This is a genomic window from Luteitalea sp. (genome assembly GCA_009377605.1).
Lineage (GTDB): Bacteria > Acidobacteriota > Vicinamibacteria > Vicinamibacterales > Vicinamibacteraceae > WHTT01.
Genome location: WHTT01000069.1, coordinates 1 through 25,663, shown reverse-complemented (window position 1 = coordinate 25,663; position 25,663 = coordinate 1). Strand labels below are relative to the sequence as shown.

Annotated in this window: 16 protein-coding genes and 1 pseudogene; 8 read left to right on the top strand and 9 right to left on the bottom strand. The window is 65.0% G+C overall.

All coding sequences use genetic code 11. From position 1 onward, the window contains the following. Positions 1–13: 13 nt before the first annotated feature. Together GEV06_20505 and GEV06_20500 are read right to left on the bottom strand one after the other, a co-directional pair. Positions 14–3,418 carry a hypothetical protein gene (locus tag GEV06_20505; protein MPZ20273.1) on the bottom strand — a complete coding sequence of 1,135 codons (3,405 nt, stop codon included), beginning with the start codon at positions 3,416–3,418 and terminating at the stop codon, positions 14–16. Positions 3,419–3,509: 91 nt separating this feature from the next. Beyond that, positions 3,510–4,715: a DUF1343 domain-containing protein gene (locus GEV06_20500; GenBank protein MPZ20272.1), complete on the bottom strand. Its 1,206-nt coding sequence runs from the start codon at positions 4,713–4,715 to the stop codon at positions 3,510–3,512. Between the two features lie 92 nt (positions 4,716–4,807). On the opposite strand from GEV06_20500, the gene GEV06_20495 reads away from it, so the two are divergent. The 7 genes and pseudogenes from GEV06_20495 to GEV06_20465 all read left to right on the top strand — a co-directional run bounded on the left by GEV06_20495 (position 4,808) and on the right by GEV06_20465 (position 12,538). Continuing rightward, positions 4,808–5,554 carry a UTRA domain-containing protein gene (locus tag GEV06_20495; protein ID MPZ20271.1) on the top strand — a complete coding sequence of 249 codons (747 nt, stop codon included), beginning with the start codon at positions 4,808–4,810 and terminating at the stop codon, positions 5,552–5,554. A gap of 2 nt (positions 5,555–5,556) precedes the next feature. Beyond that, on the top strand, positions 5,557–7,878 hold the full coding sequence (locus GEV06_20490) for a hypothetical protein (protein MPZ20270.1): 2,322 nt from the start codon (positions 5,557–5,559) through the stop codon (positions 7,876–7,878). Next, a complete protein-coding gene (locus GEV06_20485) occupies positions 7,413–8,747 on the top strand; it encodes an ROK family protein (protein MPZ20269.1) in 1,335 nt (444 codons plus the stop codon). The genes GEV06_20490 and GEV06_20485 overlap by 466 nt, the downstream gene beginning before the upstream one ends. A gap of 17 nt (positions 8,748–8,764) precedes the next feature. After that, positions 8,765–9,535 (top strand): sugar isomerase domain-containing protein, encoded by a 771-nt coding sequence (locus GEV06_20480; protein MPZ20268.1) that lies wholly within the window; start codon positions 8,765–8,767, stop codon positions 9,533–9,535. Next, positions 9,535–10,698 carry an MFS transporter gene (locus GEV06_20475; GenBank protein ID MPZ20267.1) on the top strand — a complete coding sequence of 388 codons (1,164 nt, stop codon included), beginning with the start codon at positions 9,535–9,537 and terminating at the stop codon, positions 10,696–10,698. Before GEV06_20480 ends, GEV06_20475 begins: the two co-directional genes overlap by 1 nt. Before the next feature lie 425 nt (positions 10,699–11,123). Further along, positions 11,124–11,327, top strand: a pseudogene (locus tag GEV06_20470) (hypothetical protein). 767 nt (positions 11,328–12,094) lie between these two features. Further along, positions 12,095–12,538 carry a polyketide cyclase gene (locus GEV06_20465; protein MPZ20266.1) on the top strand — a complete coding sequence of 148 codons (444 nt, stop codon included), beginning with the start codon at positions 12,095–12,097 and terminating at the stop codon, positions 12,536–12,538. 227 nt (positions 12,539–12,765) lie between these two features. Here GEV06_20465 and GEV06_20460 read toward each other — a convergent pair whose 3' ends face one another. The 6 genes from GEV06_20460 to GEV06_20435 all read right to left on the bottom strand — a co-directional run bounded on the left by GEV06_20460 (position 12,766) and on the right by GEV06_20435 (position 22,169). Further along, positions 12,766–15,009, bottom strand: coding sequence for an FtsX-like permease family protein (locus GEV06_20460; protein ID MPZ20265.1), 2,244 nt, complete (start codon positions 15,007–15,009; stop codon positions 12,766–12,768). Positions 15,010–15,429: 420 nt separating this feature from the next. Then, on the bottom strand, positions 15,430–18,012 hold the full coding sequence (locus GEV06_20455; GenBank protein ID MPZ20264.1) for an FtsX-like permease family protein: 2,583 nt from the start codon (positions 18,010–18,012) through the stop codon (positions 15,430–15,432). Beyond that, complete coding sequence (locus GEV06_20450; protein MPZ20263.1) at positions 18,012–18,281, bottom strand: hypothetical protein; 270 nt, start codon at positions 18,279–18,281, stop codon at positions 18,012–18,014. Before GEV06_20450 ends, GEV06_20455 begins: the two co-directional genes overlap by 1 nt. Further along, a complete protein-coding gene (locus GEV06_20445) occupies positions 18,232–18,885 on the bottom strand; it encodes a hypothetical protein (protein MPZ20262.1) in 654 nt (217 codons plus the stop codon). Before GEV06_20445 ends, GEV06_20450 begins: the two co-directional genes overlap by 50 nt. 349 nt (positions 18,886–19,234) lie before the next feature. Further along, the gene (locus tag GEV06_20440; GenBank protein MPZ20261.1) at positions 19,235–20,497 is read right to left on the bottom strand and encodes a beta-propeller fold lactonase family protein; all 1,263 of its coding nucleotides are present in this window, start codon (positions 20,495–20,497) and stop codon (positions 19,235–19,237) included. Between the two features lie 172 nt (positions 20,498–20,669). Further along, complete coding sequence (locus tag GEV06_20435; protein MPZ20260.1) at positions 20,670–22,169, bottom strand: DUF4038 domain-containing protein; 1,500 nt, start codon at positions 22,167–22,169, stop codon at positions 20,670–20,672. A gap of 81 nt (positions 22,170–22,250) precedes the next feature. On the opposite strand from GEV06_20435, the gene GEV06_20430 reads away from it, so the two are divergent. After that, positions 22,251–22,982 (top strand): hypothetical protein, encoded by a 732-nt coding sequence (locus GEV06_20430; protein ID MPZ20259.1) that lies wholly within the window; start codon positions 22,251–22,253, stop codon positions 22,980–22,982. Between the two features lie 185 nt (positions 22,983–23,167). Here the strand turns inward: GEV06_20430 and GEV06_20425 are convergent, their stop codons facing one another. After that, the gene (locus GEV06_20425) at positions 23,168–25,588 is read right to left on the bottom strand and encodes an FtsX-like permease family protein (GenBank protein MPZ20258.1); all 2,421 of its coding nucleotides are present in this window, start codon (positions 25,586–25,588) and stop codon (positions 23,168–23,170) included. Positions 25,589–25,663 lie beyond the last annotated feature (75 nt).

Here is a 25,663-nt window from a genome sequence, read left to right as displayed (position 1 = left end):
CGTTGACCGTCCCTTACCAGTCCAGGCGCAGCGCAAACTGCAGCTCTCTCGGTCTGCCTTCCATGGTCGTTGCCGTGACGACGCCAAACGTCGTACCCGTAAGGCTCCGCCCAGGGGTATCGAAGGTTGGCGTATTCGTGAGGTTGAACGCCTCGGCCCGGAATTGCAGTCTGTATCGGTCGGCGATCGGAAAGGTCTTGAACAACGAGAGGTCGATCCTGAACAATCCGTCGCTGTGCACGTCTGGTAACGTTCTTGGGGCATCGCCAAAGGTAAATGGCTCCGGCAGCGCAAAGGCGTCGGTATTGAACCAGCGCTCCAGGGTGGGGTCGTCCAGCTTCGCCTCCGCATCGGGGACGGCGTTCGGCCGCGTACCTGGTCCGGTCACCGGTGCGCTGAGCGATATCGGCCTCCCCGATTCGATGGTCGTGATCGTGTTGATCTGCCACCCACCCACGAGATGGCGCAGGATACCATCTCCGTCCTGCGCGAACGGCAGCGCCCAGCTCGTCGCCAGGACCATTCTCTGTGGCACATCCTCGAGACTCTTCGAGCGCTCCGCCCGGAGATTGTTCCAGTTTTGCACGCCGGTCCCCGCGGTCGATCCCGGGCGGCTCGCGATCCTGCCGTCGTCAATGAGCTTCGACTTCGTGTAGGCCATGAGGAGCGAGAAGCCATCTGAGAAGCGCTTCTCCACTTTCAGGGTCCCTGCGTGATAGATCGAGTTGCCGCGGAAGGCCACGCCGCCCGACGCGCCCGTGAACTGCGGGAAGGGCAGCAACAGTTGCTCTCGAGGAACGGTTTCCCCATTCAACGGTCCGGTCTCGATGATGCCGAAGAAGGGATTCGGCACCGACTCCACCAACTGATTGCCGAGGGCGAGGTCTTCTTCCGACAGGAAATTCAGCGCCTGTGAGCGTTGTAGACGTGTCCCTTTGTTGCCAATATACGCAACCTCGATAAGCCAGTCGTCCCACGGCTCATGCTGAATCGTGAGGTTCCACTGCTGCGAGTAGCCACGCTGCACATCCCGCAGCTGACCCGCCACACTGGTCCCGATGCCGGTCAGCACGCCCTGGCTCGCCCCAGGCGCCCTGATAATGCCATCGGGAAATGGGTCACTGAGATCGTCGTGTGGCGTCACTCCTCCATCGAGGGTGGTGACCATTGGTGTGGTAATGCTAAACCCGGTGGTCGGATAACCTGTGCCGGTTGTTGGAATGTACATAATTCCATAGCCACCGCGCAGGACCGATTTCTCGAAGGGATGATACGCGAAGCCGAATCGAGGGCCGACATTCGTATAGCTCGGTTCCGTCAGTCCCCTCGGGACGTCTTCGCCTGGAAAGACGAGACCTCCCGCCACGTCAAGCCCAGGAACTTCCAACGGCGAGGGGATCGTGGGATCGAAATTCGACAGCACATTGAAGCGATCCTTGACTGGCCCTTCATATTCCCACCGTAGACCCAGATTCAACGTCACCGTGGGGGAGACGTTCCAATCGTCTTGGATGAAGACCGCGTCATAGTGCAAGCTTCTGGTCGTATCCGTGCTCCATCCCGCCGAGCCGCTCGCTGGAAGGCCCACGAGGAACGACGCCACGCCATACCCTGCCGTCACACTTGCCTGGAGTGGATCGGGACCCTGTGTGAACCCCCGCGTGAAGCTGTACGTGCCAGAGGGGTTCGACGTGATCTGCTCGTTCCTCCGGTACACTCGATGCTCGTAGCCAAACTTCAGGCTATGCCTCTCAAACAATTTGGTCAGCGCCACACTCGCAGTGCCGGTCGTGGAAGGATTTCCAGCGGCATTCGGCCTGCCAAAGGTAGTGGCGTCAGCAATGCTGAATCGCGGAAAGCCGTCGCCGTTCTTCTGCCTGTCGTTTTGGAACTGCACCGGCATGCCAATGGAGGTGACATCGAAGCCGGCCGCAGGCACGGTCCAATGCTCGTTCTCATAGGTGAAGCCAACTTTGGCGTCGATCAGAAACGTCGGAGACAGCGTGTCGGTGTACTGAAGGAACGGACTGTGGCGGGGGACGAGAATGTTCCGCCCATCTTCGCCGGCGATCGTGTCAAAGAAGTTGGCGAAACCCCAGTCAATCTTCTCGTAGATGTATCGACCGCTCAGCCTGCGAGAAGACGTCAGGTTATAGTCCAGTCTTACGTTGATGCTGTGCTTGTCAATCGGCACGCCGGCGCTCGCGAAGAAGTTCTCCGCTCCGGTCACCGGTAACCCAGGGACATTCGGCAATGGAACGAAATCCAGCACGGCCTGGGCGACGGGGTCCAGACGATCCTCGGGAATGACGTTCCGCGGAAACGGGTCACGGATGAAGTTGCCTGGGCGTTCGGGATCGGGCCGTGTGGTCAACGGGTCGTAAATGACGATGGGATCGCCATTGCTCGCGCGGGTGTCCGAGAAGTCTCCTCGGCGTTGGCGTTCGGTGGGGACTGTCAGCGTCGTCTGCTGTTGTCGCCGCTCGCGATAACCCTCGTAGGTTCCGAAGAAGAAGAGGCGGTTTCTGAATACGGGCCCTCCAAGGCTCCCCCCGAACTGGTTCCAGCGAAGCCTCGGTTTGGGTTGGTCATTCTTGTTGGCAAAGAACTCGTTCGCGTTGAACGCGTCGTTCCGAAGATATTCAAAGAGGTTCCCGTGGAAGTCATTGGTTCCCGCCTTCGTGATGATGCTCATGATGCCGCCCGCCGTGCGCCCGAATTCGGCTGACATGGCATTGGTCACGACTTTGAATTCCCGGGTGCCCTCAACCGTCGGCAGGACCAGCGCGCCGCCATCTTGCATCTTGTCCATGGCCATGCCGTCGACGAGGGTGCTGCTCGAGAGCGGATCGCCGCCGCCAATCGTCACGCCCGCGAGGCGCCACGTGGAGAGCACCGGCCCGCCGAAGAACCCAATGCCTCGTACGGTGGGCAGCAGGTTCGCCAAGCCCGTCGGGTTGCGCCCCAGCAGCGGCAAGGATTCGATCTTTTGTTCATCGACGACCGTGCCCAGCGAGGAGGTGTTGGTCTCGAGCAGCGGCGTGCCAGCTTGCACCTCAATCGTTTGCTCGAGCTCGCCCACCTCCAGTTGAACGGGGACTGCCAAGGAGCGGTCCGCTTCCACCACAATGCCCGCTCGGCGGAACGCCCTGAAGCCCGGCAGCGAGGCCTCAACCGCATATTCTCCTGGCGGCACCAACAGAAATCGGAAGTTTCCACGCTCGTCGCTGCTGGCGGTTCGCACCACGCCTGTATCGGCGTTGATCAGACTCATTTCCACTCTCGGGACAACGGCGCCGCTCGTGTCGCTGACATTGCCCGTGACGGTGCCGGTGATCGACTGTGCGTGCAACGTAACGGCGCAGGTCGCGGTCACCACGAAGGCACCGAAGACTGTTTGGACATCTCTCCTTGTCACCGTCTTACCCCCCCTCCCACCGAAGCCGTGTCACAGCATCATGTCACAGCGCCATGTCACTGGGCGGTCCGCACGCGCACGCATGCGAGACTCACTCGTACAACAGGTATTTGGCGCGGATGCGCAGGAACTCGTCGAGCTCGTGACGCTGCGCGGTGAGAATCTCGCGCCCCGTCTCACCGCGCAGAAGCCGAGCGGCTGCCTCGTCGTTCCCCAGAAGGCGCATCACCGACGCAAGCTGAAAGTCGCCGGGATGAAATCTGAGCACAGCGGCAAGCAGCTCCAATCCCATCAGCACCGGGTCGAACACCTCCCGATTCACTAACAGAATGTCCAACCCTTCGCATTCCTCACCGGCGTACACCGACGCTGACGGGCGAAATCGCCTCGTCATGAAACGCACACCTGGCAGCTGTCGGCCATTCAGATAAGCCGCGATCTCTTTCGCGCGAAACCACGGGGCACCCACGATCTGGAACGGCGTATCGGTACCTCGACCGACCGAAACGTGCGCCGACTCCAGCAGGCACGCGCCGGGATACAGGATGGCTTGCGTGAGATTCCGGATGTTCGGAGACGGATTGATCCACTCCAGCCCGGTCTCGTCGTACCACATCGCCCGCTTCCACCCTTCCATCCGAATGACGCGCACATCGGCGCCAAGCTGCTTTTCTCCGTTGGCCATCAACGCGAGCTCACCAGCCGTCATACCGTGGCGGATAGGTAGGCGCATGTAGCCGACAAACGATGTATGGTTGTCGTCCAGCAACGGCCCCGCCACGTCCACGCCATTGATAAAGTTAGGCCGGTCGAGCACATAGACGGGAATGCGCTGTCGCGCAGCGGCCTCAATGCCATAGCCGAGTAGCGTTATTCGCGTGAGGAACCGCGCACCGAACTGCGGGATGTCGTACACGAGCGCATCCAGACCTTTCAGCATCTCGGGAGTAGGCCGGCCGCGTCCCCGTTGATACAGGCTGTAAACGCGAACACCCGTCGCTTGATCCACGCTGTCGTCGATGTCCCCGGTCCGCGTTGCGGAGAGTCCGTGCTCGGGCGCAAAGATCGCGACCAACGTCACGTTCGGCGCCTCCGCCAGCACATCAATCGCTCGTCGCCGATCCTGTGTGATGGCCGTTTCAGCCGTCAGCAGCCCAATACGGCGACCAGCCAGCGGCGCGAAGCGCCGTTCAACCAGAACGTCAAGGCCCGTCTTGACGCGGCTCGGGGCCGGAGCAGCCGCTCGGCTCGAGAACAGCTGAAGCGCAAGCAAGCCCAGAATGAACAGACGGTGCATGGCAGTGCCGGGCGCGCTCAACGTCTCAGCCTCGCCCTACCAAAACTCTGGACGCAAATTAGAATATGTCATTATAATAAGCGGACGATATAATGACTGTCAACCGCAACGCGCCGATTCCCCTATATCACCAACTCAAGACGTTGGTTTTGAAGGAGATAGATGCCGGGCGTTGGAAGCCGGATGACCAGCTCCCGACCGAACAGGAGCTCATGGCTCGGTTTCAGGTGAGCAAGATCACCGTACGGCAGGCGCTGCAAGAGCTCGCCCACGACGGCTATATCCGCCGCGAGCAGGGCCGCGGGACGTTTGTTCAGCGCCCTCCGCTCGAGCAGGGGCCCCGTGAGCTCACGAGCTTTACCGACGAAATGCGCCGCCGCGGGCTGCCGTCAACCTCCGAAGTGCTCGACCAGGGCGCGATCGAGGTACCTGCAGACGTCGCCGCGACGCTGGGAATGTCCTCCAGCGAGCCGGTCTTCCGCCTCCGTCGACTGCGCCTCGCAGACGGGGAGCCGATGGGAGTCCAGACCGCGTACATTCCTATGGCCTCGGTTCCTGGCATCGAGGAGATCAACTTCGCCCCATCCGTCTCGTTGTACGCGCTCCTCTCGTCCCGCTACAGCCTCTACCCCGCACGCGCACGGGAAACCCACGTTGCGGTGCTCATCAGCACCTGGGAGGCAGAGCTGCTCGGCGTCGCGCCTGGCTCGCCAGGTCTTGTCGCTGAGCGAGTAACCTATCTGGCCAGCGGGCGACCGCTCGAGTACGTCCAGTCAGTCATGCGAGGCGACCGATACAAGGTTGTCCTGGAGCTGACGACTCCACGAGCACGGAGGTAGGCGTGATCCCACGGCGCGACTTTTTGAAGCTCTCCGCCATGGTCCCCACCACGATCGGCGCCCGGGCGATGACCGCGAGCGTCCCCCAGAACGTGCGCAACGCGACCCGCTCGTCGACGTCACGCTTCTTTCCAATGGCGGTGTGGTACGGCGGCGGCCGGGCGCGCGCCCCCATGCTCGAGCGCGATGCACGAGCAAAGAAGCCGCGCTGGCGCGAGGACGTCCGGCACATCAAGACGCTCGGCTTCAACACCGTACGGGCGTGGATCGACTGGGCGTCCGGGGAGCCGGTCGAAGGCACCTATCGCTTCGAGACGCTCGACGTGTTGCTGGAGCTTGCCGAAGAACAACAGTTGAAACTCGTGCTCCAGGTGTACATGGATTCCGCACCGGAATGGGTCGGAGCGAAGTATCCCGATTCGCTGTTCGTCTCCTCCAACGGCCAAGCGATACACCCGGAGTCTTCACCCGGCTATTGTCGCGACCACGCGGGCGTGCGCGCGGCGGATGTCGCCTTCTATGCGGCGCTGGCGAAACGGGCGGTCCAGAGTCCGGCCTTCCTCGGGTTCGACCTGTGGAGCGAGCCGCATGTCATCAACTGGGCCAACCCCACGTGGATCCCGAATCCCGAGTTCTGCTTCTGCCCCCACACGAAGCGACGCTTCCGCCAGTGGCTCCGGAAGAAGTATCGATCGCTCGACGCGTTGAACGACGCGTGGTACCGGCGGTTCTCTGCGTGGGCAGAGGTGGAGCCCAGCCGCATCAGCACGATCCTGTCATTCGCGGATTACATCGACTGGAAAGCCTTCATCGTCGACAAGCTCGGTGAAGACTTGAAGGACCGCTACGACGCGGTCAAGGCGGTGGCGCCCGGTACCGTCGTGACCAGTCATGCCGCCGGGGTCGGCTTGTTCGCGTCTCCGCATCATTGGGAAGGCCAGGCGGATGACTGGACCATGGCCCAGCACGTCGACTTCTATGGGACGTCGTTCTATCCGAAGCACTCGGCCTTCGTTGATCGCGACGTGCCGTGGCGCGCCGCGCTGCTCGACTTCGCCCGCTCCTTCGGCTATGACGACGGTCGCGAGGGCTTCTGGGTTGGTGAGCTGCAAGGTGGCTTTGGCACCATCGCCGTCAACGTCAGTCCCACGGTAACGCCAGATGACCTCCGGGTGTGGACGTGGTCGGCCATCGCGCGCGGCGCCAAGGGCATCAACTACTACGCGTGGTATCCAATGAGCTCCGGCTATGAATCGGGGGGCTTCGGGCTGATTCAGCTCGACGGGACGATTACCGATCGCGCGAAGGCGGCTGGCGCCGTCGCACGTGTCGTGGATCGGTATCAGCAGTACTTCCTCGAAGCGCGTCCGCCTCGAACGGAGGTGGCCGTTGTCTACAATCCGCTGTCGCATTTCGTGGGCGGCCGGCAGCGGGCCACGCAGTACGGTGGCCCGCAAGGGGAGATGATTGGCATCGAACGCGACTCGCTCTTGGGTGTTCATCGCGCGCTCTTTCATCAGAACGTGCCACTCGACTACGTCCACATCGATTACGTCTCGCCGGAGAAGCTCCGGCCTTACAAGCTCGTGATCTTTCCCTACCCGCTGATGGTGCCCGAGGCCTCGGCGGCAGTGCTCGGTGAGTACGTCCGTACCGGCGGCCGACTGGTGGCCGAAGCCCGCCTCGCGTGGAACAACGAGCGTGGCTTCGCCGCCGAGCGCATTCCAGGGCTTGGGCTGTCGGAGGTGATGGGGTGCCGAGAGATAGCGGTCCAGACGGCCGAGGACGGTCGGACCGACATCCGGTGGACGAGCTCTGAGGTGTCAGGCGTCAAGCCGGGCGACGCGCTGCCAGCCCGGTGGTACGAAGAAACGCTGGCGCCGCTCGGACCCGACGCCCGCGTCGTTGCGAAGTTTGCCGATGGTCGGTCCGCCGGGATCGCGAACACATATGGAACCGGCGAGACGTTGATGGTGGGATCGTATGTGAGCGCCGCCTATCAGAGCACACCGACCGAGCCGGTCGAACGCTTTTACAATGGGCTGCTCGACTGGGCTGGCGTCACGAGGCCCGTCGCAGTGTCCGGCGCGGAGATCGAGGTCCGCTACCTGGAAAGTGGTCGCGACGTGTTGGTGTTCGTCTTCAATCACGGGAACGAGACGGCGACCGGCATCGTGTCGCTTCACCTGCCGCCGGGCGAGCACATCGGGACGAATCTCGAGACCGAGCGCCCTGTCGCGCTGAGCCGCAACGAGGACGGCATCCGATTCAACGTCACGCTCGAGCCCTCGGCCGTCCAGGTTCTGAGGATCGGCGAACCGTGACGACCGTGCTGGCGGTGGACGTCGGAGGCACCAAGACAGCGATCGCGCGCGTCGATGCGCAGGGACGCCTCTCGCATCACCGAACGCTGCCGTCCGCGCGGACGCTCGACGAGACTGTGACCGCGATCGCCAGCACGTCAGGTGACGTCGCTGCCGTGGGTGTGATCGTGCCAGGGATCTACACACCGGACACCGGCTATGCGTGGTGTCCGAATCTCTGGGGCACGGGCGAAGTCCCGTTGCGGGAGGCGCTACTGGGCGCGCTCCGCACGAAGGTCGTCATCGACAGCGACCGGTCAGGCTACGTGCTCGGTGAGACCTGGCTCGGCGTCGCGCGCGGGCTGCGCCACGTGGTGTTCGTCTCGATCGGGACGGGCATCGGCGTCGGCATTCTCGCTGACGGCGCACTGCTCCGGGGCGCCCGCGGCATCGCGGGCGCGGCTGGCTGGTTCGCGCTCGACGCTGAATGGAAGGACGTCTACCGAACGACCGGGTGTTGGGAGGCAGAAGCGGCTGGTCCGGCTGTGGCGCGCGCGGCGGGTGCGACCGACGCACAGCCGGTGGTGACCGCCGCACGATCCGGCGACGGCTCGGCCTGCCAGATTCTGGACCGGGCGACCCGCTACACGGGCATGGGCGTCGCCAATCTCGTCAGCGCCTTCAACCCGGAGATGGTGGTGCTTGGTGGTGGGCTCATTGAAGGTGCAGGGGATGTGATGCTCGATCGGATTCGTGCCGAGGTGACGCGTTGGGCGCAACCGATTGCCTCCGCTCACTGTCGGATTGAGCTGAGCGCGCTCGGCGGACGCGCGGGGCTATTCGGAGCCGCGCGTCTTGCGCTAGACACCTGTCGCGGAGGCGCTATCTAAGATAAACGGACCTAACCATGTCTTGCACACGATATTACGAACGTATCACGGCCATTCTTGAACGGATTCATACCTCCGAGCTCGAGACGCTGCGGCACGCGGGGGAGATGTTGGCAACAACCATTGCCAACGGAGGCCGTGTGTACCTGTTCGGCAGCGGTCATTCGGTCATCCCGGTGATGGATGTCTTTCCGCGCTACGGCAGCTTCGTCGGCTTCTATCCGCTGTACGACCCGCGGTTGATGTGGTCGAATGTCATCGGCCCGCACGGCGCCCGAGAGCTGCTGTGGATTGAACGGTGCGAAGGGTACATCGCCCAGTTCCTCCAAAGCTATCCGATCGGCGCACAGGACTGCATGGTGGTCTTCTCACATGGTGGGTTGAACGCGGCGCCCATCGAGGCGGCCCTCTACGCCCGAGAGCGCGGCGCCCGGGTGATCACCGTGTCCTCCCTGGAGAACGGACAGGTTGCCGCTGTGACCCATTCCAGCGGCAAAGCGCTGTCCGATGTCGCCGACCTCGCCCTCGATAACTGCGTGTCGCCGGAGGACGCGCAGGTAGAAGTCGGTCGTCCCGAGAAGATCGCCGCGGGCTCGACCATCGCCGCCGTCTTCATCGCGATGTCGCTGGTCGCAGAAACCGGTGCCCAGCTCGCCGCCAGGGGCTTCGATCTCACGACGTTCGTGTCACCGAATGTCACGGGTGTCGCAAAGGATCACAACCGACTGGTCTTCGACGAGTACACACGCAGGTGGTACGAGCGACACCCAGATCCGGTCGTCCGCTGATGCCTGCGCTTCCGGCGGCTCGCTCGGCGCTGACTGCGTCCGCCTGTGCCGGCATGTTCCTGTTCGGCATCGTCATGGCGATCGTCGGGGCCGTGGCGCCGATGCTTGCGGAACGGCTCGACCTGGACGTGGCGGGTATCGGCACGCTGTTTCTCGTGATGAACGGCGCGATGCTGGTCACGAGCCTGCTGGTCGGGTTGGCCGTGGACCGCTTCGGGTTGAAGCTCCCCTTGGTCGTGGGATCCGCGCTGGTGGCCGCGGCGCTCGTCGCCATCGCCTCGGCCGCACGCGTTGTCGACCTGATGCCGGCCGCTGTCTGTCTGGGCTTAGGCGGGGCTGCGTTGAACGGCGGCACCAATACCCTCATCGCGGATCTCTACGAGGACCCTCGCCAGAAGTCCGCCGCGCTCAACCTCCTCGGCGTCTTCTTCGGCGTGGGCGCCGTGTTCCTGCCGTTCAGTCTCGGTGCGCTCTTGTCGCGGCTTGGGTTCGCGGGACTCCTCGTGGGAACGGCGGGCCTCTGCGCCCTGACGGCACTCGGTATCGCGTCCGTTCGTTTTCCCGCGCCCAAGCAGGCTCGTGGATGGCCTCTTGCCCACATCCCGCGGCTCTTTCGCTCGCCACTCGTCGTGACGATGGCTGTTCTCTTGTTCTTTCAGTCCGGGAACGAGTTCATGCTCGGCGGGTACACCGCCGCGTTCATGACGCGCGACCTGGCGCTTGGCGTCGACACCGCGTCGTACGTGCTGGCTGCGTACTGGGGTGCGCTGATGCTCTCGCGCGTGGGGCTCAGCGGCCTGCTACTTCGGATCAGTCCGCACGCGCTCATCCTCGGCGCGGCCCTGCTCTCGATCGTCGGCGCGCTCGTGATCGCCTCCGCTCGCACACCAGCCGCGGCGATCGCCGGTGTGGTCCTGACCGGCGCGGCGCTAGCGGGCATCTTTCCAACGGTGCTGGGTGTGGCCGGTTCAGTATTCCCGGAGCGCTCGGGCAGCCTGTTCGGGCTGTTGTTCACGGCCGCGCTGACCGGGGGCATGACGATGCCCTGGCTGGCCGGTCGGTTGGCGGAGGCTATCAGCCTTCGAGGGGTCTTCGTGCTGGTCGCCGTGAACTTCGGGCTCATCGCGCTGCTGAGCCAAATCGCGCGCCGTCGATCAGACTGACTCGACCATCGGCTGCGACTCGACAATTACCCCGTTCAACGCGGCTACGAGCCGAACCATACCCCCACGCTTGTTTACACGCGCTTGTCTCGCTGGTCGCGGTACGGTCACACACCAAGCGTATTGTTCGACCCGTTCCGTACTCCGCAGAGCCTGCCCCCCGTTGCGTCTGCGAACGGGTCACCTTGAATTGTATCCGTTGCATCGCTCGAGAAGTGGTCCGACCCAACTCAGAAAGGATTCACCATGACGCGCTCAGTGCTACATCTCGCATTGGGTCTGCTCACGTCGGCAGCCCTCATCGCGCTGCCTGCGCGAGTCCATCTATAGGAACGCGATCAGGATCATCAAGATCGGGATTCTCGGCATCGAGACCAGGACCGTGGCGCAACCATGACGATGACGATCGTGGGAAGTCGCGTCGCATCGTCCAGCTCCCCAGCGGCCAATTCGTCACGCCGACCGCTCTCCGCAATGCGGTCCAGCAGTATCTGAATCCTGGCTTGGCCGCCTACCCGAACTTCATCGTAGGCGAGGCCGTGCGGTCGCAGCTCAGCCCGGCCGGCAAAACGCTGGCGATCCTCACCGCCGGTCAGAACTCGCTCTACAAGCCCGACGGCACGGTCGACGTTGACGCCGTAGAGCCCACCGTCGGGTCCTTCGACCAGCTCGCCGCGGGAGCCCTCGCCCTCCGGATAAGGATCAAAGGGCATGTCGGGCGGACTGCCAACGAACGCGAATCGATGGAGCACCTCCACGTCCCCCGCGAGGCTCACGCGAAAGATCGCTCCCGGGCCGCCACGGAGGGTAAGGGTGGTCGGCGCGGTGCCGTACAGTGCCCCGTCGGTTCCCAGCACGAGGGCGGCCCGCATGTTCTGGGGATCGTCCTGTTCGACGAACTGATGCACGAGCGTGAGCTCGCCGTCCGGCGAGATTCTGAAGATCTCGCTCGACGGGGTGGTGCCGTAGAAGAATCCATCCAGCGCACGCGTCAAGCTGGCGTACGGATAATTCATTGTTTTCGGCGACCTAATATGACGGAGAGGGTGCGATTCGGAGCCGGGAGACCTATTGGAAACAAATAACTTATAGCATTTTCGGAATCCTCGCGATTCGCACGATGCGCACGAAAGCGGGGGTCGAGACACGGATTGAGAACGCGAAGTGTCCTTGCTCGACTGACTCTCGCCAGGGAAAAGGCGGCGAGCCAGCGGCGCGCTCACGACCACCAGGTTCGGAGGGGCCGGACGTGGGCTCGGCGCGAGTCCCGATCCTTCGACCACGGGCGTTTTGATAGTCTGGAAGTAGCCCGGCGGCCACCGATGATTTGGGACGCGACGCGCCGTCCAAGGATCAGACAAACACGGCACTGCGGTGCCGACTGAGGAGGAGATTGATGCCAAGCACTGTTCGGCTCCACCGGGTGCTGCAAGCCACGCCGGACCGAGTCTATCGAGCGTTCCTCGACCCCGACGCCATGGTGAAGTGGCTGCCCCCGAACGGCTTCACGGGCAAGGTCCACCATCTGGAGCCACGAGTGGGCGGCACGTACAAGATGTCGTTCACCAACTTCACCTCGGGCAAAGGCCATTCCTTCGGTGGCGAGTACCTCGAGCTCGTGGCAAACGAGCGCATTCGACACACGGACAGATTCGACGACCCAAATCTACCGGGCGAGATGCAGGTGACGGTGACGTTGAAGAAGGTGTCTGTCGGGACCGAGGTTCATATTGTGCAGGAGGGCCTGCCGGATGTGATCCCGCCAGAGGCGTGCTACCTCGGTTGGCAAGAGTCGCTGACGCTGCTGGCGAAGCTCGTCGAGGCGGAGATTCCGGATTAGCAACCTGCCCTGGATCGTAGGCGACTACAGTGAGTCGCCGGGTCTGGACGTCGCGGTGCTCGGACAGCGCTCGTGCGGTGAGGAGGCTGCACAGCTTGGACGCGGTGTACGCGTGCTCGCCCGCTTCGCGAAGAGTATTCACCTCACTGATTTGTGCTATTTGGACGCGCGCTCCAAGGATCCGAAGGAGTACCTGACGCTCATAGAAGCGAACCCTCGGGCCGCCGCTATTCGTATCTGAGCGCCCTAAGAGGATCGATCCGGACCGCTCGCCGTGCTGGCATCCAGGTCGCCGCCAGCGCAACACTCACCAATAGGAGCGCGCTGTCGCGCTCGCCGCGCATGGCCACAGCGATCCGCGCGTTCATCGTGGCAAGCTCCTTGATCACGATGTTGGGATCGATGGCCCAGATCGTTCGCCGCACCTCGGGCGCCAGGCGGAGCGGATCACTCTCGGCGGTTCGCAGGACGAATGTCAGCGTGCGCCAGGAGATGTGAACGCCGGGCATCTGCGAAAGCGGCGCAATAAGGAGCGGCTCCGGCGGCTGGCGAAGCGAGCGGTCGGGAACGTCCTGAGATACGCCGACGATGGTAAAGACCTCGGGGCCCGACCCCGACGTGACGCGCGCGCCAAGGATGTCGCCATTCGGCACGAATCGTCGCTGGAACGCCTCGTTGACAATGGCGACGAGGCGGGCGCCCGCCCGATCACGCTCGGTGAAGTCGCGACCACGGATGCGGGGAATGCGTAGGGTTCGAAAGTAGCCGGGCGTCACGAACGCGACCGGGACCCGGGATTCCTCCGCAGAAACCGTCCGTCCGTCGACCGCGAGATTGCCGAAACCAGCACCGATTCCGTCAAGCGGCCCGAGCGAAATGGCGGCGGCCGACGCCACGCCTGGTATCCGCTCCAGGCGGTCTCGCAGGTCGCTGAAGAACAGGGCAAAAAATGTCGACCCCGCCTGGAAGTCGTCCTGATCGATCTCCGCCGGCAGGCCAGGGGACACGCGCACAGTCAGTAGCCGATCGGCGTCAAAGCCTCGATCCTGAGCGCTCAGATTCCACAACGTCTGCCCGAATAGCGCGGCGGCGACCACCAGGACGAACGTCACGGCCGTTTCTGCGGACAGCAGCACACGGCGAACGCGGTTTCGGCCAGTGACTGTGGGCGCGCCGCTGCCGACAATACTAGCCATGCTGACTGGCCTGACACCCGGCAGCGAGACGAGGCCGCACAGCATCCCTGTGGCGACCGCGATCGCCACGTTGAAGATGAACACGCTCGCGTCGATCGGTATGGCGTCAACGTGCGGCAGGCGATCGGCAAGCAGGGTGCGAGCGACACCGCGGGTCGTGTAGGTGAGCAGGAGGGCGACGGCCGAGCCGAGCAGCGCCAGCAGGAGGCTTTCGGTGAGGACGAGCCGCGCGAGCCTGCCCCAGCGTGCCCCTAATGCCATCCGCACGACCAGCTCGCGCTGTCGTGTCGACGCGCGGGCGAGCAGGAGACTGGCGACGTTCGCGCAGGCGACGAGCATGACGAACCCCACAGCGCCCATGACCAGCCAGAGGCGCTGTCGGACGTTGCCGACGAGGCGGTCGTGTAGCAGCGCGGCATTGAGCTCCCAGCGCTCGATGGCATCGCCGCTAAACTGGATGCCAGCCTCCTGCTTGAAGATCGCCAGGAGCTCACCGGTGGCCGACGCAGGCGTGCTCCCTGGCGCCAGCCGTCCGATCACCTTGACGGAGGCGTCGAGGTTGGCAACGCGCAGAACATCCGGCTGAGTATCGGTTGGCATTCCCGTGGCAGGGAGTGAGCCTCCCGCTGGGAAGAGGAATCCCGCGGGGGCCACGCCGACGATGGTCACCGGGTTGCCGGTGGTCGTCAGCGTCTTGCCGACAATTGCCGGGTCGCTCCCAAACGCGCGTCGCCAGAAGTCGTGACTCAGCATGCCGACCGCCGGAGCTCCGCGACCCCCATCGGTCGCGGCGAAATCGCGGCCAATGATGGGGGTCACGCCCAGCAGCGACAGGAAGTTCCACGTCACCTCCGCCGCGTCGATCTGCTGCGACGCGCCCCCATGGACCAGCGTCGCCGCCCGCGGGCCATTGAACCCCGCGAAGTCGCTCAGCGTCCGCGCACGGTCACGCCACGCCGTCGTCAGCCAGGTAGGCGCCAGACTCAGCGGGCCCGTGTCAACGAGGACGAGAGTCGCGGGATCGCGGTACGGCAGCGGCCGCAGGACCACTGCGTTGATGACGCTGAAGATAGCGGTATTCACGCCGATGCCAAGCGCGAGTGTCAGGATCGCCACCGACGCAAAACCGGGCGAGCGCCGCAGGGAGCGTAGAGTGTATCGGGCGTCCTGGGCGAGCTGCTCGAGGAGGGACCATGCCGGGAGAGTACGAGCGTCTTCCCACCGCGATCTCACATGGCCCAGGTCGCGGCGGAATCTTCGAAGGAATGAGGTCATCGTCTTGCCTCATCGGCAGGGATTCGAGCCAAGTCACGGTATGCCACGTGAATAATAGAATGGAACAAGCTGATTCTGGGCTGCGTGCCACTGGAGGTTGATACAGATCGACTCAATCAACTCTTGGGGCACGAACGTGCGCCAAGTGAGCGTCGCGGGGTGAGGCCCGTAGGGTCTCAGCTCGCAAGAACTGGCCGCGGCGCCAGTTAGGCACAAAGTCTTGTGCCACTCATTGGCGACCTACGTCCCGGCACACGAATGGTTACCGGGCAAAGACGCTTTCGGTTCCAAGGTCATTCGCTGCGCAGCGTCCGAATTGGGTCTACGGAGACGGCGGCGCGTGCCGGGGCGATCACGGCCAGGGCGGCGACGAGCAGAATCACGACCACCGTCGCGGCGAGCACCAGTGAATCGACGGTCTTAGCGCCGGACACGAACCCTGCCACGATCCGGCTCACCCAGGAAGCCGCCAGCAGGCCCATGAGCACGCCGCCAATCACGGGGCGTGCAGCGTATCGGCCGACCAGTGCCAGCACGTCCTCCCGGCGCGCGCACGCCGATCTCACGCGTCCGCTGCGAGACGATGAACCCCACGACGCCGTACACGCCGCACGCGGTGATAAACAGCGCGAGCACACCGAAGGCGAACACGAGCACCGTGCTGAAGCGATGCTCCGCGAGCGACTGCCCCAGGACGCTCTCGAGCGGACGCACGGCCGACACGCTCATGGCCGAATCGCGGCTCCGCAAGGCCACCGGGAGACTGCCCACCGGCCCGCCGTCCCGGCTGCCGCGCACCAGCAGCGTCATCGCGAGCGACGGCCGGCGCTCGGTGAGCGGCACGTAGACGATGGGCTGAATGTCGAAGGCTGTGGGAGACGGGACGACATCCGCAGCGACGCCCACGATGGTGCGGTAGGTGACCCAGGATTCCCCCTCAAGCACGATGTCCTGCCCGATCGGATCGCGGCCCGGCCAGTACCGCTCCGCCATGGTCTCGTTGACGATCGCCACGCCCGGCGCGACGGGTCCCGTACCGGTCAGCCGGCCTTCCGTCGCGCGGTCGCGTGGCGTGAAGCGGCGGCCCCGCAGCAAGGGAACGCGGAGCACGTCGAAATACCATGGCGTGATGGCCTGCGCGATGGCCGGCCAGCGATCTGCGTCCGGCTGAGCGCCGGAGCTGCGGCCGTGCCTGAAGAAATCCGGCGTCTCGCGCGCCCCGGGAGGCACACTGACGAGCGCGGCCGACCCAACGCCCGGCAGCGTCCGGACATAGTCGAGGATCTCGGGATAGAAGGCGGCTAGGCGTTCCCATTCGGGCCGTCCGCCGATTCGGAGTCCCTCTGCCGGCGCGAACCTGCCGAGTGGGACCGCCAGCTCCGCAACCCAAACGTTCGATGGATCCATCCCGAGATCGCGGTTTCTCAACTGGAGGAAGCTCTGGATCAGAAGCCCCGCCCCGAAGAGTAACGCGAGGCTCAACGCCACCTCCGCGGCAAGCAGCACGGCGCCCGTGCGCACGCGGCCGGGCGCGGCGAGCCGCGCCGAGCCGCTCCTCAACCCCTCGTCGGCGTTCTCGCGTTTGAAGAGGAGCCAGGGCGCAAGCGCGAAGACGAACGAGGTCAGAACCGAGAGACCAAGCGCGAAGCCGAGGATCCGGAAGTTGATGCCAATCTCCTGCAGCCGCGGAACCTCCGGCGGCGCCCACGCGAGCGCGAGGTCGAGCAGCACGTTCGCAAGCAGGACGCCGACCGCGCCCGCCGCGAGCGTTGTGAGCAGGCCTTCTGCAAGCGATGATCGAACGAGGCGGCCGCGCGTCGCGCCCAGCGCGAGCCGGACCGCCAACTCCTGCCGGCGCGCCGTCGAGCGCGCAAGCACCACGCTCGCGACGTTCGCGCATGCAATCAGGAGCAGGCATACGACCGCCGCAAAGAGCGCAATGAGCGCCGGGCGCACGTTGCCGACGACCACCTCCGTCATGGGCTCCATGACGACGGTCCAGCCCGCGTTCGTGTCCGGATGGTCGGCCGCCGACTGCCGCGCAATTGTGCGCAGCTCCGCGCGCGCCCGGTCGATGGACACGCCTGGCTTCAGCCGGCCGATGGCATCGAACCCGCGGTCGCCCCGCCCCATCCCGCGCGTCAGGATGTCCTCACCCCAGATCTCGGTACCGGCCGGAAAGTCGAAGCCCGGGGGCATTACGCCGACGATCGTGAGATCGCTGACCCCGTTGAGCGTCACACGCTCGCCGATGACGGCGGGATCGCCTGCGAACTTCCGCTGCCACAGCCGATGGCTGATCACGACCTCCAGACGCCCGGAGTAATCCCGCGGATCGCGGTCTCCCGTGGGCCGCCCCTCCTCGGGCAGGAATCCGCGACCGAGGACGGGGACTGCGCCGAAGACGCCGAAGAACGCCGGCGAGCCGGACGTAATCTGAAGCCGCTCTGTCGAGCCGTGGGCGGTGGCGAGCGTACGAGTCGTTCGGTAGAGGGCCAGCGCCTCGAACGCGGTGCTGCGCTCGCGCCAGTCGAGAAAGCTTCCGGGGAGCACCTCGAACCGCTCCAGGCCCCGGTCCGGACTGCTCTCCCACAGCCACACGATACGCTCCGGATGATCGTACGGGAGAGGCCGGAGGAGGACGCCCTCGAGCACGGTGAAGATCGCCACCGTCGCCCCGATGCCTAGCGCCAGTGTGACGACAGTCACGGACGCGAAGGCCGGATTGCGTCGAAGGGTGCGCCACGCGTGGCGCACGTCACGGATGATGGTTTCCATGAGTGGCAACCGGCGCTGGTCACGCCATTGTTCTTTCGTGGACTCGACGCTGCCGAATCTCAGAACCGCCGCCCGGCGTGCCTCATCGGGCTCCATGCCTGCACGAATGTTCTCCTCTCTCAGCATTCGGATGTGCAGCTCGATTTCGTCCCTGAGCTCGTCGTCTCGCGGGGACGGGATCAGGGTTTCGCACAGGCGACGCCACAGTCGACGCACAGGTCTCATCACGTCCCCACTTTCAATGCGAAGAACTTCGCGATGATGTCAGTTGTCTGCTCCCAGTGTTGTCGCGCTGACTCGAGCTGCCGTCGGCCTGCTTTCGTGATGCGATAGAACTTCGCGCGACGATTGTTTTCCGAGGCGCCCCACTCGGTGGTGATGCACCCCTCTTGCTCGAGCTTCGCAAGGACCGGGTACAACGTGCCGTGATTCACCGCCAGGAGCTCACCGCTGATCTGCTCGATGCGCCGGGCGATAGGCGACGAAGGGGCCATCTGTCGCGGACACGACCACCGTGTCCGGATCCGCCGGATCCACGGCAAGGTCTACGAGAGAGAGGTGTTGCAATCCATCCTCGGGCGACCTCCATGAATCCCCGGCGTCGGCGCTTTCAAAGTACCCGTCGCCCGCTGCCGAGTAGACCCGGCCGGGTGCAAGCGGGTGCGTTGCCGCCCGGTGCGTGTCGTACGGACCGCGGCGAACGCGATCATGCCAGGTCCGTCCGCCGTCGAACGTGCGCACGAGGGCGCCTGCCTCGATCGCAACGAATACGCGGTCGGCAGCGCTGACATCGGCTTCGATCCACCGAACATGATGGGTATGGGGGCGTGGCGGAAAGCTCCAGGTGGAGGCTGAAGGCAGCGCGCGCAGGCCGGCGAGGTCCACCCAGTTATCCCCGCCAGTCTCTGAGCGAAACACCACACTGGGTTCGGTGCCGGCATAGACGATGCCGAACCCGTCAGCCCGCTGCGCGTGACCCACGGTGACGGCCGTGATCGTGGGGTGGTCGATGCCCGGTCCGACCGGTTCCCAGTTCCGGCCGCCGTCGCGGCTTCGGAAGAGACCCGCAGCAGCAGTTCCGCAGTACACACGAGCCAAGTCGCGCGGGTCGACCGCGACACATACAGACGACTGTCCGCGCAGGTGTTCGTCGACGGCCCAGGTGGACCTGCGCCGGGCGATCAGCAGGGCCGCCCGCGTGACGACTGCGATGCTGACCGTGGCTCAATTATCGCCGAAGATCACCAACACCGTCGCTGGTGCAGGAGCAGCAACGGAGGGTGATTGACGGCGGCCATGATGGCCCGCTTTGGTCAGTGGACTCGTTCCGGCTAAACCTGTCAGTCTCTTAAAATAACGGGCCTGTCTGTATCGATCGCGCATGAGCGTGGTGAGCTCCACTCGATCCCACCCAAGACGGAAGATCCAGCACGCTGTGAAGGGCCGTCTACGCGAGATCAAGGAAGACGATAGCCGAAGGGTTTCCGACAGCGGCGTAGTGGCCGGTGAAAGAGAGGGCGCCGGTCGCGCGATCCACGCGGAAGACGGTCACGGCGTCGGCGCGCTGGTTGCAGCAGTAGAGGAACCGGCCCGTCGGGTCGAAGGCGAAGCTGCGAGGATAGTCTCCACGCGTCCATTCTTCGCCAACGAACGTCAGGCGGCCGTCGCGGCCCACGGAGAGGATCGCGATGCTGTCGTGCAGCCGGTTGCCCGCGTAGACGTACCGCCCGTCGGCGGACACCAGGATCTCGGAGCAGAAATTGGTGCCGGCAAAGCCGCGCGGCAACGTGGAGATCGTCTGCCGCGCCGACAGACGCCCCGACGCGGAGTCGTAATCGAAGAGCGCCACCGTGCTGCCTTCCTCCTGAATCGAGTAGAACCAGCGGCCATTGGGGTGGAAATGGAAATGCCGGGGGCCGTCTCCAGGAGGAAGCGAGACCGAGGGTGGGTCGTTCGGCGCCAGCACGCCATGCTGTTCGTCGAACCTCCAGATGAAGATCTTGTCGAGACCGAGGTCCACGTGAAGCACGAAGCACCCGGAGGGATCGGCCTGGATCATGTGCGCGTGGGTCCGATCGTGACCGCTGACGGCGAAGCTGCCCGGCGGGGCGTTGGTCGCCCGGGTGGGGCCGATGGTGCCGGCATCGACCTTGACGTCCGAAGGATCGCCCAGCTCGCCGTCAGCCACGATCGGGAGCACCGCCACCGAACCGCCAAAGTAGTTGGCCACCAGCAGGTGACGTCCGCCCGGATGCACGCTGACGTAGGTGGGGCCGGCGCCGCCGGAGCGCACCGTGTTGAGAAGCTCGAGCGTTCCGTCGCGGCGATTGACGGCGAACGCGCTGACAGTGCCCTGCTTGTCGTCGCCGACCCGATCGGTCTCATTGGCGGAATAGAGGCGTGTTCCGGCGGCATTGAGGGCGAGGCAGCTCGGGCTCGTGCCCATTTCGACGATGCCGATGGACGTCAGTGCGCCGGCGGCGCGATCGACCCGGAAGAGATGGATGCCGCGGCCATTCCCGGGGGGGAGATCCACCTGGGTCGGCAATGTGTCGCGCAGAGGCGAGCTAAAGGTCCCGACATAGGCGACGAGGGGTGCGGCGACTTCGCCCGGTTCCGCCCGGGGCAAGAAAGGCGACAGCAAGGGGCTCCCCGCCAGTGCGGTTGATGCCTTCAGGAACGAGCGCCGCGTGGGATTGCGTCGGATCATGAGGCCGTCTGCATGGGAACGTGGCTCCAAGAAGCTGCCTTGTCTTGCAAAGGCAGCGAATCGGGCGCAGGGGCTTCGCAGCCGATGCGTCCGGCGACAAGACATAGATTATCCTGTTCACACGACACTCGAAGAGATCGACAGTTTGCCGCGGCTATGGGGGAAAGGCGTGTCATGGCGCGGAGGGTGGACCAGCCACGAGCCGGCCGGGGGCTCGATACTTCTTCGACGCATCGTCGAGCACGAGCACCCAGTCGCTGCCGAGCCCCTCGTACTGCGGCGTGAACTCGCGCCTGCCGCTGTTCTCGAAGACGCCAATGTCGGTCGACGTCCCGTTTCGCGGGTTGTACCAGTACGCCTTCACATGGGTCCCGGAGATCCTGCCAAGATTGGCGGTGAAGGCAATCCCCGATCCCGTATAGACGAAGACGTGATCAGGAGCACGCATGGCCTGGATGCGCTCTCGGCCGTCCAGCACGTCAACGATCAATGACTGATCGGGCACGCGGGAGAGCATCGGGCGCGACTCCATCAGCGTGCGGACATGTTGCATCTGCGACGCGCCCGAGCGATGGATCGCCTCCGTCCAGAAATAGAGCGGACCGTTGACCGGCCGGCGGCCCGGGGCGTACATCTGCCAGACCGAGTGATGGCCATAGGCCACGCCCGCTGCGCCGGCAAACAACGTCCAATACGCGCGCTGACGCACGTGGTTGTCCGACGAAAAGCCGTTCTCCCGGACGCCACGCGCGAATCCAATCGGGTGGTCCTCGTAGAGCGGTTCGCCTTCAATCACCGGCTTGACCGGCGTGCGCGCGTAGTCCGCGGCGATCTTCTCCCAGGGTCGGGCGGTCGCCGCGGGCCCGTGTCCCGTCTGCTGCATGTTGACGTCCAGCCAGGGATCGCCGTGAAACCACGTGGAGGACGTGTGGCCGCCACCCGGATGGTACGTGGTCAGCACGGCATCGTAGTTCTCACGCCCGGACGCGCCGATCGCGATCCCTCGCGCCATGGCACGCCAGACGTCTTCGAAGCCCTGGCCAGTCCGGTCGCCGCCCAGCACCCAGATGATGCCCTTCTTTGCATACCGCTTTCCGAGAAACTCTCCGTACGGCTGTGCGTTGGCCGCGGTGATCACTTGCTCGTCCCGCGGGTTGACGCCCAGCCATCGCCCCCACGTGGGCAGAAAGGCGACATACAGGCCGCGCCGGTTCGCTTCGTCGACCACGTAGTCGACGTGATCCCAATAGTCGTACTCCTCGGCGTTGGCTGGGTTCGCCCCTGGCGTTGTCGCAGGCCTCGCGGGATCCTTGTCGATGAGTGGCAAGTCGCCGTACGTGTTGGGATCGTCGATCCCGTTCAACTCGGCGAGGGCGACGGCCTGAATGACCGTGAATTTTTGCCGCGCCCTAAGATCGAGGTACTCGCGGACCTGCTCCTGATCGGCTCGATGGAACAGCTCCCAAGCGGTGTCGGAGAGATACAGAAACGGGGTTCCATCCTGCTGAACCAGATAGCGCTGGTCCGCATGCACGGCGAGTCGCGGCAGCGGCATCCGCGCCGCGTGTGCCGACCCGGGCTGCGGAGGCCGGAGGCCGGTCCGGGATAACGCGGCAGCGGCCACGCTGCAGCCGAGCATCACGAGCGCGCCGATCGTGTTGACTTTTCCCATAGACGTCCTCTCGCGCGGCAGACGCGCTGGTCAGCACTGAACGCGCAGCGACGGCCTGCGTCTGGCGAGGCGGCCGCGTCGATGTCTGCCGGACAAGGAAGCTTACGCCATCGCCCGGCCGCCACCACAGTCGGGTCGGGCCGAATTTCGCATAAACTGCCACACGGAGTGTGTCGAATCTTCGGGACCTACAGACCCTGCCAGGACTACCGCTTGGATCTCCGCTTCCTCCTTCTCGCGCTACCGCCCGCTCTAGCGATCGGCCTCGGACGATTTATCGACCGCCGACGTATTCCTCCGTCCCCCGTCGACGCCGCGCTCGTGTTTGGAACCGGCGTGCCGTGGAAAGCGGCGAGTCGCGTCGACATGGCGCTCTGGCTCGACCGACACCGGCTGGTCCGCCATTTCATCGTCAGCGGCGCGCCGCTGATGAAGAGCGACCCGATGACCGAGGCCGAGTGGCTGCGAATCCAATTGATGGAGGGCGGCGTCGCCGCGAATCGGATCTTGGTCGAGAACCGCGCGACCAACACCGCGCAGAACGTGGAGCTCTCGCTGGCGGTCCTCGAGCGCCACGGATTCTCGAGCGTCGTCCTCGTGATGTCCGACTTCGAAGGCATCCGCGCGCACCTCACGGCCCGGCGCGCTTGGATCGGGCGACGCCTCGCGATCTACGACTGTCACGCACGATCGATCGGTCACTGGCATGCGTGGACGTGGTGGCTGTCACGCGAAGGCTGGAGCCTGACTTGGTTCACCGTGTCCCGCCTCTTCCGCTACCGCCTGCTGCGTTTTCTCTGGTCGAGACCGTGACGGCATGCGGAAAGGCGGCTGATCATGCAAGCGATTGAGGCAACCACGACCGGCGGCGAGACGTACGTCCCGCGGCGTGGCCTAGCAGAGCTCGAGTCCCAGCGCTGTCTGGTTTCTGGTGCCTACCCGCACATCGACACCCTGTACCGTGGCCGTCGTTCCGCCAATGCCGGTGACGACCCTTGCTAGTCATTCCGCAGCGCCTCAATCGGATCCACGTTGCTCGCGCGGCGCGCGGGCACGTAGCTCGCCAGCATGCCGATCCCGATCATCATGACCGACATCGCAACGAACACCACGGGATCCACCGCGTTGACTTCGTATAGCAGCGCATCCAGGAGGCGCGTCGACGCCAGCGCCGCCGCGACGCCCACGATAGCGCCAACCAGCACCACCTTCGCCCCCTGCGACACCACCAAGCGCCGCACCGCGCCGGGGGTTGCACCGAGCGCCACGCGCACGCCGATCTCCCGCGTCCGCTCGGCGACGACGTACGCCAGCACCCCGTACAATCCTACCGCTCCCAGAATCAGCGCCAACGCCGCGACGACGGCAAGCGTCAGCATGGTGAACGACAGCTGGACCATGGACCGCTGCGCCAGGAACTCCATGGTGTACTCGCGGTACACCGGCGCTTCCGGCGCCACCTGCCGCACGAGCTCGCGCACTTCGCGGCCAAGCATCGCGGCCCGCGGCGACTTGACGACGTAGGCCGGCGATCCCATCGCCCATGTGGTCGGTGTCGGTCCCGTGAGCGGAAAGTACGCGATGGCCTCGCCGGCGTCCCGCCAGTCGTTTTGCTTCACGTCCTCCACGACGCCGACAACGGTGAACCACTGTGGCGTGTCGCCGGTGCTACGGATCCGCTGCCCGAGGGGATCCCGATCGGGCCACAGCCGCATCGCCGCCGACTGGCTGATGATGACGCTGCTGTTCGGCGTGACGGCTTCGTCGGGTGTGAACCGGCGTCCCCGCAGCAGGTCTATCCCCATGACGCGGAAGTAGTCGCCGCCGGTGAAGGTCTGATCGAGCAGTGCCCCACCGCCCTCCGGGGGCATCGAGTCGGTGAGGAACCGTTCCGTGCTGGTCCCTTCGTCGAGGGGGATATTGTTGACGACCCCCACGGTGGTCACGCCGGGAAGGGCGCGCAGGCGGTCCATGAAGTCCAGATGGAACCGCCCCCAGGTTGGCCCGTCGGTGAGGCGTTCCTGTTCTGGCGCGAACTGGAAGGTGTAGATGTCGGCGGTATCGTAGCCGGGATCGACGGTTCGCAGCCGCTGGAAGCTCTGCACCAGCAGCGCGGAGCAGATGAGCAGCACCAGTGCGAGCGCCGTCTGCCCGACGACCAGAACATCGCGTCCCAGATGGCGGCGGCCGGTGCTGCCGCGGGACCCATCGCGAAGACGAGCGAGATCGGGCGACGAAGCGTGCAGCGAAGGAATGGCACCGCAGGCCAGTGCCGCAACCACCACCAGCCCGAACGCGGCAGCCAGCGTGGACGCGTCGAGCCCCACGAGGCCGAGTCGGGGGATGCCCTCGGGGGCGGCGCGCAGGAAGAGCGGGAGCGTCAATACGCTGAGGATTACGGCCAACCCGCCCGCCAGCAACGCGACCAGAATTGCCTCAATCATTAGCAGCCGGGCGAGCTGCGCGCGCGACGCACCGATCGCGCGGCGCACTGCTAGATCCCGGTGACGCCCTCCGGCGCGGACCAGGAAGAGATTCGCGACGTTGGCGCACGCGATGAGCAGCACGACCGTCACCGCCCCCAGCAGCACCCACAGGGATGTGCTGGCCGTCGGACCGACGAGGCGGTCGAGCAGCGGCTCCACGACCGCGTTGTGCTGCCCGATGATCCGCGCGTAGTTGGGCGACCCGCCGAAGCGCGCCGGGAGCTCCTTCGAGAGCCGCGTGAGCTCGGCGCCGAGCTGCTCGCGCGTGACCCCCGGCTTCATGCGCGCGACCACGGGCGCCCCGAACTGCCCGGGGCGAACCTCGGCCGGCCGGACCTCTCCGGCCACCCAGAGCAGCGTCCCCTCGGTGGGGAAGCTGAACTCCGGCGGCATGACGCCGATAACCTGGCGCATCTCGTCAGCGATGAAGTACGTCTTCCCGACCACTGCGGGATCGCGGCCGAACCAGGTGCTCCAGAGCCGGTCGCTGATGAGAACGACCCGATCTGCGTCGTCTGAGACTGGGAGCCGCCCGACCTGCGGCCGGGCGCCGAGCGTGGCGTAGATGTCGTTCGTCGGAAACGCCATCGGAATCCGTTCGACGCGATCCTCCGTACGCAGCGTCGAGGTCCCCACCCCACCGAACAGGAAGATGCCGTCGAGGAGCTGCGAGCGCTCCTTGTAATGCACGTAGAACTCCTGGCCGAGGCCGAAACGCTCGGGGAGGTCCGACCCCGGCGCCGTGCCGGCCACGACGACGAGGCGGTCTGAATCCGGGAACGGTAGCGGCCGGAGCAGGACCGTATTGACGACGCTGAACATCCCGACCACCGCCCCGATGGCAAGAGCGAGGGTGGCGACGGAGGTGACGAGAAAGCCCGGCGTGCGGACGAGCGCCCGCCAAGCGTGACGGAAGTCCGAAATCCACTGCATGATCACAACGGCGTCCCTCCCAGGGACTGGGAGATTCGACGGAGATGGGGCCGCAGGGGTTTACCTTCGCCCGGC

Bases quoted from the DNA above. Each gene is read 5' to 3' on its own strand.
- GEV06_20500 (MPZ20272.1), bottom strand. From the start codon at position 4,715: ATGCACCGTCTGTTCATTCTGGGCTTGCTTGCGCTTCAGCTGTTCTCG.
- GEV06_20495 (MPZ20271.1), top strand. From the start codon at position 4,808: ATGACTGTCAACCGCAACGCGCCGATTCCCCTATATCACCAACTCAAG.
- GEV06_20480 (MPZ20268.1), top strand. From the start codon at position 8,765: ATGTCTTGCACACGATATTACGAACGTATCACGGCCATTCTTGAACGG.
- GEV06_20475 (MPZ20267.1), top strand. From the start codon at position 9,535: ATGCCTGCGCTTCCGGCGGCTCGCTCGGCGCTGACTGCGTCCGCCTGT.
- GEV06_20465 (MPZ20266.1), top strand. From the start codon at position 12,095: ATGCCAAGCACTGTTCGGCTCCACCGGGTGCTGCAAGCCACGCCGGAC.
- GEV06_20460 (MPZ20265.1), bottom strand. From the start codon at position 15,009: ATGACCTCATTCCTTCGAAGATTCCGCCGCGACCTGGGCCATGTGAGA.
- GEV06_20455 (MPZ20264.1), bottom strand. From the start codon at position 18,012: ATGAGACCTGTGCGTCGACTGTGGCGTCGCCTGTGCGAAACCCTGATC.
- GEV06_20450 (MPZ20263.1), bottom strand. From the start codon at position 18,281: ATGGCCCCTTCGTCGCCTATCGCCCGGCGCATCGAGCAGATCAGCGGT.
- GEV06_20440 (MPZ20261.1), bottom strand. From the start codon at position 20,497: ATGATCCGACGCAATCCCACGCGGCGCTCGTTCCTGAAGGCATCAACC.
- GEV06_20435 (MPZ20260.1), bottom strand. From the start codon at position 22,169: ATGGGAAAAGTCAACACGATCGGCGCGCTCGTGATGCTCGGCTGCAGC.
- GEV06_20430 (MPZ20259.1), top strand. From the start codon at position 22,251: ATGTCTGCCGGACAAGGAAGCTTACGCCATCGCCCGGCCGCCACCACA.
- GEV06_20425 (MPZ20258.1), bottom strand. From the start codon at position 25,588: ATGCAGTGGATTTCGGACTTCCGTCACGCTTGGCGGGCGCTCGTCCGC.